Origin of the sequence: Streptomyces sp. NBC_00554, from assembly GCF_041431135.1 — a bacterium.
GTDB lineage: Bacteria > Actinomycetota > Actinomycetes > Streptomycetales > Streptomycetaceae > Streptomyces.
On the sequence record NZ_CP107799.1, the window covers coordinates 1,631,896 to 1,648,895 of the forward strand.

A 17,000-nucleotide genomic window follows, 5' to 3' on the forward strand; every position below is an offset into this window, starting at 1 on the left:
CTCAGTGATAGCCGTCTTTGCCGATCCGCAAAAGATCGCGGTCGACCAAGTGGGATCCGTTGAGGTGGGATCCGCCCAGGTGGGCTCCGTCCAAGTGGGGGAGGTGGTGGTCCATTCGCTCCCGCTTGGTCAGCAGATAGCTGAGGTTCTCCTCGCACGGCGGGATCAGCAGGGGGACCTGTTCGGCGACCTTGATGCCGTGGCGCAGCAGTGCCTCGCGCTTGCGCGGGTTGTTCGACATCAGCCGCACGGACCGCACGCCGAGGTCGTGCAGGATCTCCGCCGCCACCCGGTAGTCGCGGGCGTCCACCGGCAGGCCCTGGGCGAGGTTCGCCTCGACGGTGTCCATGCCCTCCGACTGGAGCTGCATCGCACGGAGCTTGGCGAGCAGGCCTATGCCCCGGCCCTCGTGGCCCCGGAGGTAGACGAGGATGCCGCGGCCCTCCGCCACGATGGCGCGCAGCGCGGCGGCGAGCTGGTCACCGCATTCGCAGTGCATGGATCCGAAGGCGTCCCCGGTCAGGCACTCCGAATGAAGACGGGTGAGCGTGTCCCCTTCCCCGATATCGGCCAAGTCCCCGTACACCAGGGCCACTTGTTCCTCTTCACGGTCGTGGTCGAGGTAACCGACCGCGTGGAAAGCGCCGTACACGGTGGGCAATGGGGCAATCACGACGCGTTCGACACCTGTGAGGTGGGCATTCCCGCCGAGTACTCCAAAGTTATCTGTCATGATCTGATTCCTAAGCAGAGTCGAAAGGCCGTGAAAACATGAGTGGTTCGGGAACGCGCTCGACGGTATCCGGTCTGTTGCCGGTTGACACCACCGAAGACGTACGGGCGCGCGGGGCGGATGTGTCACGGCAGGTCGCCGTGCTTCCGGTCGGAAGCTTCGAACAACACGGTGCGTTCCTGCCGCTCGCGACGGACACGCTCGTCGCGTGTGCCATCGCGCGGGAGGTCGCCGCCGCGTATCCGGTCCATCTCCTTCCTCCGGTGACGATCTCCTGCTCGCACGAGCACGCCGCGTGGCCGGGGACCGTCAGCATCTCTTCCGTCACGCTCCACGCGGTGGTCAGGGACATCGCCGATTCGCTCCGCCGGTCCGGCGTCGACACGCTGGTGCTGGTCAACGGACACGGCGGAAACTACGTACTGGGCAATGTGGTTCAGGAATCCGCGGGCAGCGGTACGCGGATGGCGCTTTTCCCGGCCATGGAGGACTGGGACGCCGCGAGGGAACGGGCCGGAGTACAGACCTCGCTGCTCAGCGATATGCACGCGGGGGAAATAGAGACCTCCATTCTTCTGCACGCCCATCCGGAATTGGTCAAGGCCGGTTACGAGACTTCCGATTTCCTCGCGGACGACCGGCGGCATCTGCTCACCCTCGGTATGTCCGCCTATACCGAGTCCGGTGTCATCGGCCGTCCCTCGATGGCCAGCGCCGAGAAGGGGAAGGAACTCCTGGCCGGGCTGACCGAGGCGTTCGCGGCGTATTTCTCCCTGGTGACGGCCAAGACACTGCCCTTGGAAACCGGGAGTTCGGAGACCGGGAGCGGCGAGACCGGGAGTCGCAGGACCGGGACTGCGGAGATCTGAACCTCGGGGGTCTGCACCTCGGAGATCTGCACCTCGGCGGTCGCTGATCGTCGGCATTCTTCGTGCCCTCCTGCGCTCTCCTCGCGGGGGCGCCGGAGCGCCGCCGCCCACCGGACGACCAGGACGGCGACGCCGGGCAGGCTCGCGGCGAAGCTGAGCACGCCGTAGACCACGGCGACAGTAAGGCCCATGCTCGCGCCGAGCCCCGCGGCACCGAACGCCCAGGCGGCGACGCCCTCACGCGGGCCCCAGCCGCCGACGTTCAGGGGCAGCCCCATGGCGATCAGGGCCAGCAGCGCCAACGGCAGCAACTCGGCGGGGGACGCGGTGGATCCGGCGACGCGGGCGGCGAGCAGGAACGTGGCCAGGTGACCGGCCAGCACCACGACCGAGGAAAGCGCCAGGCCCGGCCAGCTCCCCCGGGCGAGCAGAGTGCCGCGTGCTTCGACGAGCGCGGCGCGGAAGGCACCGTACCGCTGGGAGCGGCTGGGCGTCCGCACCCGGCGCACCGCGCCGACGGTCACGACTCCGCACACCGAGACGATCGCCAGGACCAGGGCGAAGTGGCGGGTCTCCGTGAGCACCGGGGACGGCTGGGTGAGCAGCACCACCACTCCGACCACGGCCAACACCGCCTGGCCCGCGGTCCGTTCCAGGACCACCGCCCGTACGCCGCGCCCGACGTCCCCGGCGCTCTGGCCGTGCCGTACGGCGCGGTGCACATCGCCGAGGACCCCGCCGGGCAGCGCCGCGTTGAGGAACAGCGCCCGGTAGTAGTCCGCGACGGCCTGCACCAGCGGCAGCCGGATCCGCAGCCCGCGCGCCACCAGGCACCAACGCCAGGCGCTGAACACCGTGGTGACCAGCCCGATCGCGACGGCCGCAAGCAGCGCCATCCCGTCGACCCTCCGCAGCCCGTCCAGGAAGACACCCGTACCGAGCCGCCAGAGCAGCACCGCGAGAATCACGGCACCGGCGACGGTGCCGATGTGGGTGCGGATCCGGCGGGAGTTGACGCGGGTGCGCTTCGGACTCGTGGTCACGTCCGCCCCCGCGCTCACAGCGCCCCACCCGTCGGCCGGGGAAGCGCCAGCACATCGCTGTGGTGGACCACCACGCGCAGTTCACCCGCGGCGGCCGCCGCCACCCGGGACCGCAGATACGTCTCTGCGTGGGCGGCGAGTTCGGGTCGCTCCTCGCAGGCCGCGCCGACCCAGCCGCGCAGCCACTCCTCGGTGAGCGCGGCGGTGTCGGGGCCGAGCCGCCAGGGGCTCGGGTGGGTGCGGACCGTCGCGCCGTAGCGGGCGAAGGCCTCGCAGGTGGCCGTGATGGCTTCGGGACCGAGCAGGTCACCGCGGCGCTGGTGGGCGTTGAACGCCTCGGCGAACTCGGCGTCGAGCGGTTCGGCCGGGGTGAATTCGACCCGGCCGACGACGGAGAGCGTCAGCAGGGCCGGCACTCCGGCGCCCGCACAGGCCGCCGCGAGGCGGTCGATCTCGTCACCGGTGAGCACGTCGAGCAGCGCGGAGGCCGTCACCAGCGAGGCCCCGGCCAAGGCGTCCGCGGTCAGCCGGCCGATGTCACCGCGCTGCGTGGTGACCGTGACCCGGCTGCCGTCGGCGGCAGCGCGCGGTGCGCCCACCGTCGCGAAGTGGAGCAGATAGGGGTCCCGGTCGTGCAGGATCCAGTGCTGACCGCCGTCGAGCCTGGGCGCGAGCCAGCGGCCCATGGACCCCGTGCCACAGCCGAGGTCGTGAATCACCAGGTCGTCGCCGCGTACCGGCCGGTTCGCGAGACGGATACGCAGCGGGTCCAGCAAGTCGGACGCCCGTGCGGCGGCATCGGCGCCTTCGCGCAGCTGCAGCCACTGGGGCGCGTAACGAGGCACGTCATCGGCGCCGACCGCGTCGACGCGCTCCCCCGGCACTCCCGCCCGAATCTCCGGCTCGGGCACGCCGGGCAGACCTGAGGGAGTGGTGGCCGTACTCATGCCGCCCTCCTGGGTTCCCGCGGCAGCCGTCCCAGGACGCCGGCCAGGCTCCGGGCCGTGGTGGCCCAGCCGTTCAGCGCGGCACGCCGGCCGCGGGCGGCCGCCTTCAGACGACGGCGTACGTCGGCCTCGCCGAACCAGCCGCGCAGTTCCACGGCGAGAGCCGCCGGGTCCTCCGGTGGTACGAGGATGCCGGGCACTCCGCCGTCGGGTGCGCGCCCGACGGCCTCGGGCAGGCCGCCGACGTCGGTCGCAAGGACCGGGATGCCGCGCGCGAGCGCCTCGGTGACGGCCATGCCGTACGTCTCGGCGTAAGAGGTGAGGACCATCAGGTCCGCCGCAGCGTAGCTCGCGTCGAGTTCGGCGCCCACCTGCGGTCCGGCCAGGTGCAGCCGGTCGCCGAGGCCGTGCTTCTCGATCAGGGCGCGGAGCTCGGTGACGTACGCCGGATCCTGGCCGAGTGCGCCGACGCAGACGCAGCTCCAGGGCAGGTCGGTGACGGTCGCGAGGGCCTCGACCAGCCGGTGCTGCCCCTTGCGCGGGGTGACCGCCGCGACGCACAGCAGCCGCGAGACCCCGTCGGTGCCGGAGGCGATCGGCGCGATGTCGGCGCCGGGTTCGGCGACATGGACCCGGTCGGGGGCGAGCCCGTGGTGGGCCACGAGCCGGCGCACCGCCCATTCGCTGGTGGCCACGACGGCCGACACGGCCCGCAGCGTCGTACGTTCCTTGGCGTCCAGTTCGGCCGCCACGGCAGGTGCGAGCCCCGTCTCGTCGCCGAGCGGCAGGTGCACGAGGACGGTGAGGGCGAGCCGTTCGGCCTCGGGGACGATGATCTCGGGGACGCCGCAGGCGACGAGTCCGTCGAGCAGGACGGTTGTGCCGTCCGGCAGTTCCCGCAGCGTGCGGGCGAGTTCGGTGCGGGCGGCGGCTCCGGGGCGCGGCCACTCGCCCGCGACGGCGTGCCGGTGGACCTGCCAGCCGAAGCCGGGCAGGTCCAGGCAGAGCCGGCGGTCATACGCGTTGCCGCCGCTCGGCGCGGCCGGGTCGTCGACGCCGCCCGGCATGACGAAGTGCACGGAGTTCAGGGACATGGGGATGATCTCGGCCTTCTGGAGAGCCGCGTTCTGCACCGGCACGTAGTTCAGGGAAGCCTGGTTCCCGTTCACGGATGCCTGGTCGATGGTCGTGTCGGTCACAGCGCACGCTCGTAACTCGCCCAGGCGATGTGCGACTCGTGCAGGGTGACGGTGATGCCCGCGAGCCCTTGGGCGCCCTCGCCCAGCGCCCCGGCGTGCACGCGGTCGGCGAGGCGGTCGGCGATGACCTTGGCCAGGAACTCCGTCGAGGTGTTGGTGCCCTTGAAGACCGGTTCGTTGTCGAGGTTGCGGTAGTTCAGGTCGCTTACGACAGCGCCGAGCTCCTGGGTGGCCAGCCCGATGTCGACGACGATGTTGTCGTCGTCCAGCTCGGCGCGGCGAAAGGTGGCGTCCACCAGGAACGTCGCCCCGTGCAGGCGCTGCGCGGGGCCGAAGACCTCGCCACGGAAGCTGTGGGCGATCATCAGGTGATCGCGGACGGTGATGCTGAACAACGGACGACCCTCCAGGTGCGGTGCGTCTGATCCCCTGCCGGGACCGTGCCGTGTAGTACGGCTGGTCCGTACTCCTTGTTCAGCTGCCTGTTCCCCTTTCTTCGGAGGTCAGGCAGCTTGTTCCGGACTCAAACCCCGTCGTAGACCACGCGGTGACACAAGGCGGGTATCGAACCGGAAGCCAATTTGCCCATCGCGTCGGGCAGTTCCTCGAATCGGCACTCGCCCGTGACAAGCGCGTCGAAGGCGGGGTCGGCGAGCAGTTCGAGGGCGAGCGCGAACCGGTCGGCGTACGTACGGCCCGCTCGCCGCGCGGGGGAAAGGGAACCCACCTGGCTGCTGCGGACCGTCAGGCGCCGCGAGTGGAAGGCCTCCCCCAGCGGCAGGCTGATCCGCCGGTCGCCGTACCAGCTGAGTTCGATCACGGTGCCTTCAGGGGCGAGGAGTTCCAGCGCCCGCGAGAGCCCGGACTCGGTGGCGCTGGCGTGCACGACGAGGTCGAGATCGCCGGCCGCGTCCTCGGGAAGCGCGAAGTCGACACCGAGTGCCCGCGCGATGTCACCGCGTGCCGGATCGGCGTCGACGAGCTGGACCCTTACCCCCGGGAACCGGGCAAGGAGCGCGGCGACGGAGCAGCCGACCATGCCGCCGCCCACCACCGCGATCCGGTCGCCGATCAGCGGCGCGGCGTCCCACAGGGCGTTCACCGCGGTCTCCACGGTCCCGGCGAGCACGGCGCGCGAGGCCGGCACGGAATCCGGTACGACGGTCACGGCGCTCGCGGGGACGACGTACCGCGTCTGGTGCGGATACAGGCAGAAGACGGTCCGGCCGAGCAGCGCCGCGGGCCCCTCCTCCACCAGGCCGACGTTGAGATAGCCGTACTTCACGGGTGCCGGGAAATCGCCGTCCTGGAACGGTGCGCGCATCGCGGTGTACTGGTTCTCCGGTACACCGCCACGGAAGACGAGGGTCTCGGTACCCCGGCTCACCCCGGAATAGAGCGTGCGTACGAGCACCTCGTCCTCGGCGGGTTCCGACAAGGCTGTTTCCCGTATCTCGCCGTGTCCCGGCGAGCCGATCCAGAAGGCTCGGGCTGTGAGTTCCATGAGGGTCCCCTGAACGATCCGGCAGATCTTCACGTACGGAGCGGTGACAAGCCGCGCACTGTACGCGGCGTTGATCGACTCTGTCATACGGGCCGACCGGCGCGACATCAGGCGACTGCGTCAGAAGGCGTGGGAGTCCGGCTGGGACACGAGCGAACGGACCTCGTTCGCCAGTACCCGGCCCGTGTCCACCTCGGGAGAGACCAGTCGGGTGCGGGTGAGGGCGAAGGAGAGGCCCCGCTCGCGGTCGGCGAAGGCGATGCTGCCGCCGCTTCCGTGGTGGCCGAAGGATGTCGTCTCCCTCGCCATTTCGGGCAGGCCGAGGAAGTAGCCGAGCCCCTTGGTGGACCTGCCGAGGAACGTCCTGTCCTTGCCGTCGACCGCTACGGCGGAGGCGAGCCGTGTCCGCTCCGGGGTGAGCAGCCGTACGCCGTCGACCTCGCCGAGGAGCGCGGCGTACATGCGCGCCGCCGCCCGTGCGGTGGTCGTACCGCCGGCGGGCAGGTCCGCGAGCAGGTAGTCGCGGCGGTTGGCCAGTTCGGCGGTGGTCCACACGCTGCGGTTCGGTGCGACGAGCCGGACGAAGGGCACGGACGGCGGCAGGCTTTCCAGGTACGCCGCCCAGTCGCCCTCCACCAGCGGTGCCGTGCGCGGCAGTTCGCTCTCCGGCAGTCCGTAGAAGAGCTCGTCGGCGACGCCGAGGGGCTCCGCGACGTACGTGCGCAGCGCCTCGGCCGGAGTCAGGCCGGTGATCCGGCGCACGGTCTCGCCGAGGATCCAGCCGAACGTCCAGCCGTGGTAGCCGCTGGCGGTGCCGGGCTCCCACAGGGGTTCCTGCGCCGCGACGATCGCGCACATCGTGTCCCAGTCGCACAGCTCGGCCGGGGTGATGGCGGCGGGCAGCTGCGGTACGCCCGTGGCGTGGGTCAGGGCGTGCCGTACGGTGGCGCGGTCCTTGCCGTGGGCTCCGAACTCGGGCCAGTAGTGGGCGATCGGGGTGTCGTAGTCGATCAGCCCGCGGTCGGCGAGGATGTGAACGAGGGTCGCGGTGAAGCCCTTGCCGAGCGAGAAGCTGTGGATCAGCGTGTCGGGTGCGAGGGCTCTGCCCGGGGAGGCGTCGCCCGCGCACGCGTCGACGATCAGCTCGCCGTCGAGATACACCGCTACCTGGAGACCGTTCTCCTGCCCCGACTCCACGAGCCGTTCGAGGACGGCACCCACCCGCGCCCGCATCCGTGCACCCACGTCGTCGCGACTCACCTGGGCATCATGGCACCGGTCTCCGACTCCGCAGGTGATCCCTCGAAGGACGCACGGGGCTTACCGGAGATCCGCCCGGGGCGCTGGACGGGCACGAGGAGCGCCGCCAGGGCCGCGGCGAGGCAGAGCAGGGCGAGCAGGGTGAAGCCGTGGGTGTATCCGGAGGCGTACGGCAGGCCCGAGGGCTGGAGGTGCCCGGTGACCAGGACGCTGGTCACGGCCGCGCCGATGGAGCCGCCGATGGTGCGGATGTTGGCGTTCATGCCGGTCGCGGCGCCGGTCTGTTCGGCCGGGACGCTGCCGACGATCAGGTTGGCCATCGAGGCGAAGGCCAGTCCGATGCCGAGGCCGAAGATGCCCGCGGCGACGGCCACCTGCCACTGCTGGTCGTGCCAGAGGGCGAGGAAGCCGCAGGCCACGGCGCCGAGCGCGGCGCCGGTCGTGAGCAGTTTCTTGGCGCCCAGTACGGGTTCCAGGCGACCGCTCAGCACGCCCGAGCAGAACATCGCGATCAGCATCGGCAGCATGAGCAGTCCGGCCGCGGTGACGCTCGAGCCGAAGCCGTAACCCGCGGAGCTCGGGGTCTGTACGAAGCCGGGGAGGAAGGACCAGATCGAATACATGCCCGCGCCGAACAGCAGGGCGGCGGCGTTGGTGGTCCACACGGCGGGCAGCCGCATGATGCGCAGGTCGATCAGCGGAGAGCGGGAGCGCGCCTCGGCCAGCAGCCACAGCGCGAAGAGCAGCACGGCGGCGGCGAAAAGACCGACCACCCGGGCCGATCCCCAGCCCCACCGGCTCGCCTGGCTGAGCGGGAGCAGCAGGGCCACCAGCCAGCCGGAGAGTAGTACGGCGCCGAGCCAGTTGACGCGTCCCTCGGCCCGGCTGGGCGACTCGGGAACGTAGCGCAGGGCGATGAGCGTGGTGACGGCGACGATGCCGACGGGGAGCCAGAACAGCCAGCGGTAGTCGAGCGCGGTCACGATGGGACCGGCGGCCACCATGCCCACGCCGCCGCCCGCGGCGATCACCGCGGACAGGTTGCTGATGCTGGGGCTGACCTCGGCGGGGGTGAACTCGTCCCGGATGATGCCGAAGGACAGCGGGAACAGCGCGCCGCCGATGCCCTGGACGACCCGGGCGACGATCAGAACCCCGATGGTCGGGGCGAGCGCGGCGAGCAGACAGCCGATGGTCACGGTCACCAGGACGGCGACGAGGGTGCGTTTCTTGCCGATCAGGTCGCCGACGCGGCCGAGTATCGGGGTGAAGACCGATGCGGACAGCAGGTACGCCGTCATCACCCAGGTCGCGGTGGACTGCGAGGTGTGCAGTGCGTGCTGAACGGTCGGCAGGGCCGGCGCGATCAGCGACTGGAGCATGGAGAACACGCCCGCACCGGTCGCGAGGACCGCGAAGGTGAGGCGGGTGGACTTCCGGGGCATGAAAAGGGCCTCTCCGAGCAGGGCAGAGCGGAGCAGAGTCGCCGCGAGGCAGCGCCGAGCACTCCGGCGACGGCGCGGGGCGGTCGCTGAAGGGAAGGGATGGTGGGTACGGGCGGTGCGGCGTGCGCAGGGCCCGGTACGGGGTCGAAGCGGGAGCCGGCGCGTCGGCGATGCGTGCGGCCGCACGCATCCACGCGGAGAACACCCCGACTGGTAAAGTGGAGGTACGCCTCCACTGTAGCGGAGGCCAACCTCCGCTTCAACCTCGTACCGGCCCCGGGAGGCAGCAGTGACGGCTCAGCCGTTCCCCGTCAGCGAGATCGTCGCGGCCCGCCGCCCGCACCGGAAGGACGCCGCGCGCAACTACGACGCCCTGATCGCCGCCGCGCGCGAGGCGTTCGCGGAGAACGGCGCCGAGACCTCGCTCGAGGACATCGCCCGCCGCGCGGGCGTCGGGATCGGCACCCTCTACCGGAACTTCCCGACCCGCCGCCACCTCTTCGAGAGCGTCTACGCGGACGAGGTGGACGACCTCTGCCAGGTCGCCCAGGACGTCGCCGTACTGGAGCCGTGGGAGGCGCTGGCCTCGTGGCTGCGCCGGTTCGTGGACTACACGGTGACCAAGCGGGCCATCCGCGAGGCGCTCAACAACGAGTCGGAGATCTTCCTGGCCTGCCGGGACTCGATGTACGCGGCGGGCGGTCCGCTGTTCGAGCGGGCGCAGAAGGCCGGCGAGGCGCGAGCCGACATGGCCTTCGACGACCTCCTGCGGATGGTCGCCGGGATCACCTCGACGACCTTCCTCGACGACGCCCAGCGCGACCGCGTCCTTGCCGTCGCCCTCGACGGCGTCCGCACCGCACGCTGACGAGGGAACTTCCCGACGGGCGCCGCACCGGGCGCGAACCCCAACTGGCTAGACTGCGCACCCTCGTACACGTGATCGCACCACGTGCGAGTGCATGCGCTCCCGAAGGGTTTCGACGCTTGATAGCCATCGAAGATGTCAGCAAGCGATACGCCGACGGCACTGTGGCCGTCGATCGCCTGTCACTCCAGATACCGAACCACTCCATCACCGTGCTCGTCGGGCCTTCGGGGTGCGGCAAGACCACCACGCTGCGCATGATCAACCGCATGGTCGAGCCGAGCGGCGGCACGATCCGGGTCAACGGCGAGGACATCCAGCGCCAGCCGGTCAACGCCCTTCGCCAGTCCATGGGTTACGTCATCCAGAACGCGGGGCTCTTCCAGCACCGCACGATCCTCGACAACATCGCCACGGTGCCGCGGCTGCTCGGCTGGACCAAGCAGCGCGCCCGGGCCCGTGCCGCCGAACTCATGGAACGGGTCGGCCTCGACAAGGACATGGCCCGCCGCTACCCCTACCAGCTCTCCGGGGGCCAGCAGCAGCGTGTCGGTGTCGCCCGCGCGCTGGCCGCGGACCCGCCGGTGCTGCTGATGGACGAGCCGTTCTCCGCGGTCGACCCGGTCGTACGCCGGGGCCTTCAGGAGGAGTTGCTGCGCATTCAGGGCGAACTCGGCAAGGCGATCGTGTTCGTCACCCACGACATGGACGAGGCCATCAGGATCGGTGACCGCGTCGCGGTGCTGCGCACCGGCGGCAAGCTCGCCCAATTCGCCACTCCGGACGAGCTGTTGTCGTCGCCGGCCGACTCCTTCGTCGAGGAGTTCCTGGGCGCCGACCGGGGCATCCGCGGTCTGTCGTTCCTGTCCACGCGCGACCTCCCCCTGGACCGCTCCCGGGTCCTCCCGGTCGGCACCGACTGGCAGGAGACCGCCGGGCGCATCGGCGCGGAGGCACCCGTCCTGGTCACCGACGCCGACGGCAGGCCGCTGGGCTGGGCCGACCTCGCGACGTGGGCCGATGACGTCAAGACCCTTGAACCGTACGGGCAGACCTTCGAGATCGGCCGGGACTCGCTGCGCGTGGCCCTGGACCGGGCGGTGCTGTCGCCCACCGGCCAGGCGGTCGCCGTGGACGGCGCGGGGAAGGTGCTGGGCCTCGCCGGGCAGGAGAAGATCGCCGCGGCGATCCGCGCGGCCAGGCAGCAGCGGGCGGCGGACTCACCGGAGCTTCCCCCGCAGGTGAAGGCCGCGCGATGAACGGCTTCTTCGACATCCCGAGCGACCTCCAGAGCAGCTATCTCGGCCTGATCTCCACGCATATGCAGGAGGCGCTGATCCCGGTGCTCGTCGGCCTTCTGCTGGCGCTCCCGATCGGCCTGCTGTGCCTCCGCTTCAACTGGATCTATCCGCCGGTCCTCTGGTTCACCACGGTGCTGTACGCCATCCCGTCGATCGCCTTCTTCGTGGTGCTCATCGACTACACGGGACTGAGCAAGACGACCGTGATGATCCCGCTGTGCCTCTACAGCCTGGTGATCCTGGTCCCGGCGGTCGTCGACGGCGTCCGCTCGGTGCCCGAGGAGACGATCGCCGCCGCCACGGCGATGGGCATCGGTCCCGCGCGCCGTTACTTCCAGGTCCAACTCCCCATCGCCGTACCCGCGATCATGGCGGGACTGCGGGTGGCGACCGCGTCGAGCATCAGCCTGGTCAGCGTCGGGGCGCTGATCGGCAACGAGGGGGCGCTCGGCAATCTGCTGACCACCGCGATGCTCTACCACCGCCCGATCCTCGCCGTGAACTCGGTGGTCACCACCGCCGTCCTCGCGGTGCTGGTCGACGCCGTGCTCGTCCTGCTGCGGCGCGTACTCACCCCCTGGCAGCCGCCCTCCGGCAGCAAGGCCGCACGCCGTACGCCGCCCAAGACCGCGGGCGCCGCCCGCACCCCGGAGAGCGTCTCGTGAACGTACTCAACTTCATGCAGAACTTCTTCACCGACGGATCCCACTGGCACGGGTACGACGGGATCCCGCAGCGCGTCTGGGAGCACGTCCAGTACACCGCCGCGGCGCTCGCGATCGCCGCGGCCATCGGCCTGCCCGTCGGCCTCGTCACCGGCCACACCGGCCGCGGCGGCAACGCGCTGGCGTTCGTGGCCTCGGGGGCCCGGGCGCTGCCGACGTTCGGGCTCCTGGTGCTGATGTTCGTCTGGCTGGGCCTCGGCATCGTGCCCGTGATGATCCCGCTCGTGGTGCTGGCGATCCCCCCGATCCTCATCACCACGTACGAGGCGATCCGCACCCTGGACCCCTCCCCCGTCGACGCCGCCCGCGGCATGGGCATGTCGGAGGGGAAGATCCTTTTCCAGGTCGAGGTGCCGGCGGCGCTGCCGCTGATCCTCAGCGGTCTGCGCTCGGCGACGATCCAGATCGTGTCGACGGCCACGATCGCCGCCTATGTGGCGCTGGGCGGGGTCGGCCGGTACATCCTGGACGGCCTGTACCAGCGCAACTTCGAGAAGACGGCCGGCGGGGCCGCCCTCATCGCCATCCTGGCGCTGCTCGTCCTCGTGGTGTTCTGGGCGGTGGCCCGGGTGGCGGTGTCCCCGGGGGTGCGCAGGCGCCGTACGGCCTGACGGAAATAGGGAGGGGGCGACGGACATGGTCCGTCGCCCCCTCCCTTGTGTCCTACTTCTGCGCGGTGGCCAGGGCGTGTTCGAGGACGACGAGGAGTGCGTCGCGTACCGATCCGCGTTCGCGGGCGTCGAACACGGTGAGCGGCACGTGCTCGCCGACGTCGAGGGCCCACCGTACGTCGTTCAGGTCGTGCTCGACCTTGCCGTCGAAGGCGTTGATGGCCACCGCGAAGGGGATCTCGCGGTGCTCGAAGTAGTCGACGGCCGCGTAGCAGTCGTCGAGTCGCCGGGTGTCGACGATGACGAGGCCGCCGAGCGCGCCCTCCATCAGGTCGTCCCACATGAACCCGAAGCGCTCCTGGCCGGGGGTGCCGAACAGATAGAGCTTCAGCGTCGGGTCGAGGGTGACGCAGCCGAAGTCCATGGCGACGGTGGTCGTCACCTTCTGCGGGGTGTGGGAGAGGTCGTCGACGCCCGCGGCGACCGAGGTGATGGACGCCTCGGTGGTCAGCGGCTCGATTTCGGAAATGGCGCCCACCGTCGTGGTCTTGCCCACGCCGAAGCCGCCCGCGATGACCATCTTCACCGGCATCGGCGGCCGGGGACCCTCGGTGTCAGCGCTCACGGATCGCGCCCCGGGAGTCGGGGATAGCTCGGAGACCATCGATAACCCTTCGCAATACGGTGGCGTCGCGGGCGGAGTCGGCCTGCGGTGCGTACAAGGCCAGTTGACCGTCGGCGCGCAGATCGTCGGCGAGCACCCTGATCACATTCAAGTGCATCCGCAGTTTCGCCGCGATCTCCGCCAGCGACTGCGGCTGGCGGCAGACCGCGATGATGTCGCGGTGCTGGTCGAAGACGAAGGCGTCAAGTGCGGCAAGACCCAAGTCCGTTGCCACCACCTGGGTCTCGATCGGGATCGGCGGTACGAGACTGTCGCCGCCGGCGATCCGGCCCGCGGTGAGCAGGAAGGGCCGGACGACCGACGCGGGGGGCTCCGTGCCCCACGCGCTGTCGTCGTCGCCTGATGGCTCGCCGGCCGTCGTCACGTCCTGATCCCTTCGCCTCGCGGGTCGTCATGGACCGGCGACGTCCTCGTCGACCGTCAGCCGGTCGGTGCGATGCCCACGGTGTTCTTGAGTTCCATGACCAGCTGGGGGCTCAGGACGGCACCCGCGCGGTTGGCGAACAGCGTCATCTCGTACGCGATGTTGCCGAGCTTCGCCTCCTTGGAGGCGACCACGCCGAGCACCGCGCCCGCGCCGAGCGCAGACACCAGGACGTGTCCCTCCTCCAGGTCGATGATGACCTTGTTCAGGCCACCGAGCCCGTAGTTCCCAGACGCGCCCATGGCGAGGCTGGTGATGCCGGAGACGATCGCGGCGAGCCTCTCCGAGTCCGCCTGGCCGCGCAGTTGGGACACCGCGAGGAGCAGGCCGTCGGAGGAGACACCGATGACGTCGACGACCCCGGCGGTCTCGGTGGCGAATCGATTGAGCAGCCAATTGAAGTCGGCAGCGGCGGCCTTGACGTCCGTCACCGGTTCCGCGGCTCCGGATTCCGGCTTGCCTGTCAAATTGGTCACTTGCTCGTGCCTTCCGGGAATGAGGATCTGTTGTTCTGGGTGGTCTGCTCGGTCGGTGCTCCGGGGCTCATGTCCTCAGCCTCGCACTCGCTCTGGGCCCGCAGGACAGCGGCCTCGAACTCGTCGAGCTCGGACCGGGTGGCCTCCGGATCGACAGGCTGCCAGGCGGGCGGCCGCGGAGTCGGCATGGGCTGCTTGGGCAGGCGGGTCGACGCGGTGCTCGACGACAGGGTCGCACCGCGCACCCGGCGCCGCAGCGAACCGGTGGCGTCGTCTGAACCCGACGGGGCGGCGCCGGAGTTGGCCTTGCCGCGCCGCTGAATGAGCCCGTCCCTCGGATGGGCCAGGGCTTCCTCGCCGCCGGACACCGTCGCGGATTCCTGCCTGCGCCCGTGGCCGGGGGCTTCCTCGACCCGGGACCGTGACGGAACCCTGCGGGGCAGGGCCGAGGCGCCGGGCGCAGGCTCGACCGTCGAAGGGCGCGGCTCGGGCGGGCCGGAGCGGCGGGCGGCCGGCATGATGTGCGGGGCCCGCGCCGCGGCTCCCGTCGGGTCGGCGAGCAGCAGATGCGAGGAGGGGACCGCGACCGTGGCGGTGACGCCGCCGCCCGGGGTGCGGGACAGGACGACTTCGATGCCCCAGCGCCGGGACAGACCGCCGACCACGAAGAGGCCGAGGACCTCGGTGGGCGCCAGGTCGAGCCGCTCGCGGCGGATCAGGCGGGCGTTCTCCTCGGCCAGCCGCTCGGTGTTCATCCCGAGCCCGTGGTCGATGATCTCGACCAGGGCGCCGCCGATGGAGCCGTGCCGGGGCCGCAGGACCACTTCGACGCTGCTGGACGCCGGGGAGAACATCACCGCGTTCTCCAGCAGTTCGGCGAGCATCAGCGTCAGATCGCCAACGATGTCAGGGGCTACGGTGACATCGCCTTCGGCGTGCGGGGTGACGCGCTGGTAGCCCTCGATCTGGCCGAGCGCGGCGCGGACGATGTTGCTCAGCCGCATCGGGCCGGTGCTGAGGCCGCCCTCACGGATTCCGGCGAGCAGCATCAGACTGTCGGCGTTGCGCTGGAGACGTACGGCGATGTGGTCGATGCGGTAGAGCCGGTCCAGTACCTCGGGGTCGGTCTCGCCGCGCTCCACCGAGTCGATCAGCGCGAGTTGACGTGCCGTCAGGTTGCTGACGCGACGGCCGACGTTGCCGAACATCTCGGCGATGTTCCGGCGGCTGACGACCTGGCGCTCCAGCAGGGCGGTCGCGGTGACCTGAACCTGGTTGAAGGCCTCGGCGAGTTCACCGATCTCGTCGCGGACCGGCACGGGTACGGCTTCCAGGCGCGGCGGGCTGGCGTCCTCGGCGTCGTCGTCCGCGACGCGGGCCAGCTCGTGCTCCGCCGCCGCGGCCACATGCTGGGCCGCCGAGGTGAGGCTCTGCACGGTCCGCACCACGGAGCGGCGCATCAGCACCGAGAACAGGAACCAGGCCACGAAGGCGAGCAGGTTTCCGACGACCAGCCAGACCACCAGCCACCAGGCTGTGTTCGACGCGTCCTGGGTCTCGGCGGCGATCTCGCCGATGAGCGACTCGGTGATCTTCAGCCGGTTCTGCGCCTGGCGCTCGTAGGTGGGGTCGGCGCTCAACGCTTCGTCGAGGACGCTGCCCAGCTGTTGCGCGTTCTCGGCGACCAGCGCGCCGGGGTCGACCTGGAGCTCGGCGTAGTGCTGGGCGATGACGCTCTGGTACGGGCTGTGTTCGATCCCGGCGAGGTCGCTGCCCTGTTCCTGGCTGGCGAACCGGGTGAACCGCTCGGCCTGGTAGGTGTACTGGTCGTAGTCACCGACGGCGCCGGTGTACTCGATCAGCGCGTTGGAGTTCTTGGTCCGGGCCGCGAAGACGCTGGTCTCGAAGGAGGCGTGGGCGGTGTCGGCGCGCAGCAGCGCGTCGAGCAGATTGCCCGCGGACGACGTGGACTCGCTGGGCGACTGGCCGAGTCCGAGGCCGTTGATCAGTCCCTCGATGACCGATCCGTACGCCGGGTCGATGTTGTCGGCCGGAATGGGCCCCGACTCGACGGTCTGCCGGAGGCTGTCCAGGCCCTCCAGTTCCTTGAGCGCCTGCGCCTCGGCGTCGGGCAGCCGGTCCCCGAAGGCCGAACGGACGGCATCCGCCTGGGTGTTGACCTGCTGCTGGGCGTCAAGATAGGCAGCGGTCTCGGGCGGGCCCTCGTCGGAGGCGGCGGCCTCGTAGCGCAGCGAGACGAGGAGCGCCTGCCGGTGCTCGGTCTGCACGCCGTCGATGAGCTTGGTGACCTCCGCGCTGTCCCGCACCAGTTGGGCGGTGTCGGCGGCGGAGACGGCCCGGTCGACCTGGAGGTAGACGAAGTAGGAGAGCATCACCGAGACGACCGTGAGCGGCACGATCACCAGGACGTTGAGCTTCCGGCGGAAGGGCCAACGGTCAAGGAGGGTCGGAGTCCGGCCTATTCGGGTTGCCGCGGACGGCTCTCCCAGGACGGCTTTCCTGTGCGCGGGCACCAAACCTCCTTGACTTCACTCCATGGAAGCCCGCTGCCCGGGCTTGGTGGGGTCACGATCGCGACAGCGCGCTCAGGCCGGCAAGTGGAACAAGGCCCTCGACTCCGCCAACATTAGCGGCTGCCGGAAGTGTTCGGCCATGATCAACCAAACTCCGACATGCGGATACGTCCCGTTCGCGCGCATTTTGGCCACGTTGCGCCCACGGAATGAAGCCGCGCGGTCTCCAAAGGTGATCCAGTGGTGATCCTGTGGTGATGAAGTGGTCTCCGTCGGTGATCTATTCGTGTCTTGACGGTCCGTAAGCGGGCTCGATTGGATCGTCGGGACCATCCGCAACGCCGCGCCCGTCGGGCCGCCGCTCCGCCCCATGCCA

At 70.4% G+C, this 17,000-nt stretch carries 16 protein-coding genes and 1 pseudogene; 5 read left to right on the forward strand and 12 right to left on the reverse strand.

Annotation, left to right across the window (positions count from 1 at the left end; genetic code table 11):
* Position 1: 1 nt before the first annotated feature.
* The gene (ribA, locus tag OG266_RS07325) at positions 2–733 is read right to left on the reverse strand and encodes a GTP cyclohydrolase II (RefSeq protein ID WP_329544469.1); all 732 of its coding nucleotides are present in this window, start codon (positions 731–733) and stop codon (positions 2–4) included.
* A 38-nt stretch (positions 734–771) separates the two neighbouring features.
* Between ribA and OG266_RS07330 the strand changes: the two genes are divergently transcribed.
* The gene (locus OG266_RS07330; RefSeq protein WP_329544470.1) at positions 772–1,602 is read left to right on the forward strand and encodes a creatininase family protein; all 831 of its coding nucleotides are present in this window, start codon (positions 772–774) and stop codon (positions 1,600–1,602) included.
* Positions 1,603–1,799: 197 nt separating this feature from the next.
* Here the strand turns inward: OG266_RS07330 and OG266_RS07335 are convergent.
* From OG266_RS07335 to OG266_RS07365, 7 genes and pseudogenes are all read right to left on the reverse strand, one after another.
* Positions 1,800–2,663: pseudogene (locus OG266_RS07335) on the reverse strand (lysylphosphatidylglycerol synthase transmembrane domain-containing protein); the annotation flags it as partial.
* On the reverse strand, positions 2,660–3,592 hold the full coding sequence (locus OG266_RS07340) for a class I SAM-dependent methyltransferase (RefSeq protein ID WP_371543912.1): 933 nt from the start codon (positions 3,590–3,592) through the stop codon (positions 2,660–2,662). The gene OG266_RS07340 and the pseudogene OG266_RS07335, both read right to left, overlap by 4 nt.
* Positions 3,589–4,791 (reverse strand): glycosyltransferase family 4 protein, encoded by a 1,203-nt coding sequence (locus tag OG266_RS07345; RefSeq protein ID WP_266473130.1) that lies wholly within the window; start codon positions 4,789–4,791, stop codon positions 3,589–3,591. Before OG266_RS07345 ends, OG266_RS07340 begins: the two co-directional genes overlap by 4 nt.
* A complete protein-coding gene (locus tag OG266_RS07350; RefSeq protein ID WP_266473132.1) occupies positions 4,788–5,186 on the reverse strand; it encodes a 6-carboxytetrahydropterin synthase in 399 nt (132 codons plus the stop codon). Before OG266_RS07350 ends, OG266_RS07345 begins: the two co-directional genes overlap by 4 nt.
* 128 nt (positions 5,187–5,314) lie before the next feature.
* Entirely contained in the window at positions 5,315–6,295 is a 981-nt protein-coding gene (locus OG266_RS07355) for a zinc-binding alcohol dehydrogenase (protein ID WP_371543914.1), read from the reverse strand.
* Positions 6,296–6,415: 120 nt separating this feature from the next.
* Complete coding sequence (locus OG266_RS07360) at positions 6,416–7,555, reverse strand: serine hydrolase domain-containing protein (protein ID WP_371543916.1); 1,140 nt, start codon at positions 7,553–7,555, stop codon at positions 6,416–6,418.
* On the reverse strand, positions 7,552–9,000 hold the full coding sequence (locus OG266_RS07365) for an MFS transporter (RefSeq protein ID WP_371543917.1): 1,449 nt from the start codon (positions 8,998–9,000) through the stop codon (positions 7,552–7,554). The genes OG266_RS07360 and OG266_RS07365 overlap by 4 nt, the downstream gene beginning before the upstream one ends.
* 289 nt (positions 9,001–9,289) lie before the next feature.
* Between OG266_RS07365 and OG266_RS07370 the strand changes: the two genes are divergently transcribed.
* The 4 genes from OG266_RS07370 to OG266_RS07385 all read left to right on the forward strand — a co-directional run bounded on the left by OG266_RS07370 (position 9,290) and on the right by OG266_RS07385 (position 12,505).
* Positions 9,290–9,868 carry a TetR/AcrR family transcriptional regulator gene (locus OG266_RS07370; RefSeq protein WP_266473140.1) on the forward strand — a complete coding sequence of 193 codons (579 nt, stop codon included), beginning with the start codon at positions 9,290–9,292 and terminating at the stop codon, positions 9,866–9,868.
* A 119-nt stretch (positions 9,869–9,987) separates the two neighbouring features.
* On the forward strand, positions 9,988–11,127 hold the full coding sequence (locus tag OG266_RS07375) for an ABC transporter ATP-binding protein (RefSeq protein ID WP_266473142.1): 1,140 nt from the start codon (positions 9,988–9,990) through the stop codon (positions 11,125–11,127).
* The gene (locus tag OG266_RS07380; protein WP_266473144.1) at positions 11,124–11,834 is read left to right on the forward strand and encodes an ABC transporter permease; all 711 of its coding nucleotides are present in this window, start codon (positions 11,124–11,126) and stop codon (positions 11,832–11,834) included. Before OG266_RS07375 ends, OG266_RS07380 begins: the two co-directional genes overlap by 4 nt.
* A complete protein-coding gene (locus OG266_RS07385; RefSeq protein ID WP_266473145.1) occupies positions 11,831–12,505 on the forward strand; it encodes an ABC transporter permease in 675 nt (224 codons plus the stop codon). Before OG266_RS07380 ends, OG266_RS07385 begins: the two co-directional genes overlap by 4 nt.
* 52 nt (positions 12,506–12,557) lie before the next feature.
* Here OG266_RS07385 and OG266_RS07390 read toward each other — a convergent pair whose 3' ends face one another.
* The 4 genes from OG266_RS07390 to OG266_RS07405 are packed head-to-tail and all read right to left on the reverse strand — an operon-like array spanning position 12,558 to position 16,624.
* Positions 12,558–13,169, reverse strand: a complete 612-nt coding sequence (locus OG266_RS07390; RefSeq protein ID WP_371543919.1) for an ATP/GTP-binding protein — start codon at positions 13,167–13,169, stop codon at positions 12,558–12,560.
* Positions 13,120–13,554, reverse strand: a complete 435-nt coding sequence (locus OG266_RS07395) for a DUF742 domain-containing protein (protein ID WP_266473146.1) — start codon at positions 13,552–13,554, stop codon at positions 13,120–13,122. The genes OG266_RS07390 and OG266_RS07395 overlap by 50 nt, the downstream gene beginning before the upstream one ends.
* A gap of 56 nt (positions 13,555–13,610) precedes the next feature.
* Entirely contained in the window at positions 13,611–14,090 is a 480-nt protein-coding gene (locus tag OG266_RS07400) for a roadblock/LC7 domain-containing protein (RefSeq protein ID WP_266473148.1), read from the reverse strand.
* Entirely contained in the window at positions 14,087–16,624 is a 2,538-nt protein-coding gene (locus tag OG266_RS07405) for an ATP-binding protein (RefSeq protein WP_371543920.1), read from the reverse strand. Before OG266_RS07405 ends, OG266_RS07400 begins: the two co-directional genes overlap by 4 nt.
* Positions 16,625–17,000 lie beyond the last annotated feature (376 nt).

Coding starts and splice junctions, on each gene's coding strand:
- OG266_RS07355 (WP_371543914.1), bottom strand. CDS start 6,295: ATGGAACTCACAGCCCGAGCCTTCTGGATCGGCTCGCCGGGACACGGC.
- OG266_RS07380 (WP_266473144.1), top strand. CDS start 11,124: ATGAACGGCTTCTTCGACATCCCGAGCGACCTCCAGAGCAGCTATCTC.
- ribA (WP_329544469.1), bottom strand. CDS start 733: ATGACAGATAACTTTGGAGTACTCGGCGGGAATGCCCACCTCACAGGT.
- OG266_RS07390 (WP_371543919.1), bottom strand. CDS start 13,169: ATGGTCTCCGAGCTATCCCCGACTCCCGGGGCGCGATCCGTGAGCGCT.
- OG266_RS07340 (WP_371543912.1), bottom strand. CDS start 3,592: ATGAGTACGGCCACCACTCCCTCAGGTCTGCCCGGCGTGCCCGAGCCG.
- OG266_RS07330 (WP_329544470.1), top strand. CDS start 772: ATGAGTGGTTCGGGAACGCGCTCGACGGTATCCGGTCTGTTGCCGGTT.
- OG266_RS07365 (WP_371543917.1), bottom strand. CDS start 9,000: ATGCCCCGGAAGTCCACCCGCCTCACCTTCGCGGTCCTCGCGACCGGT.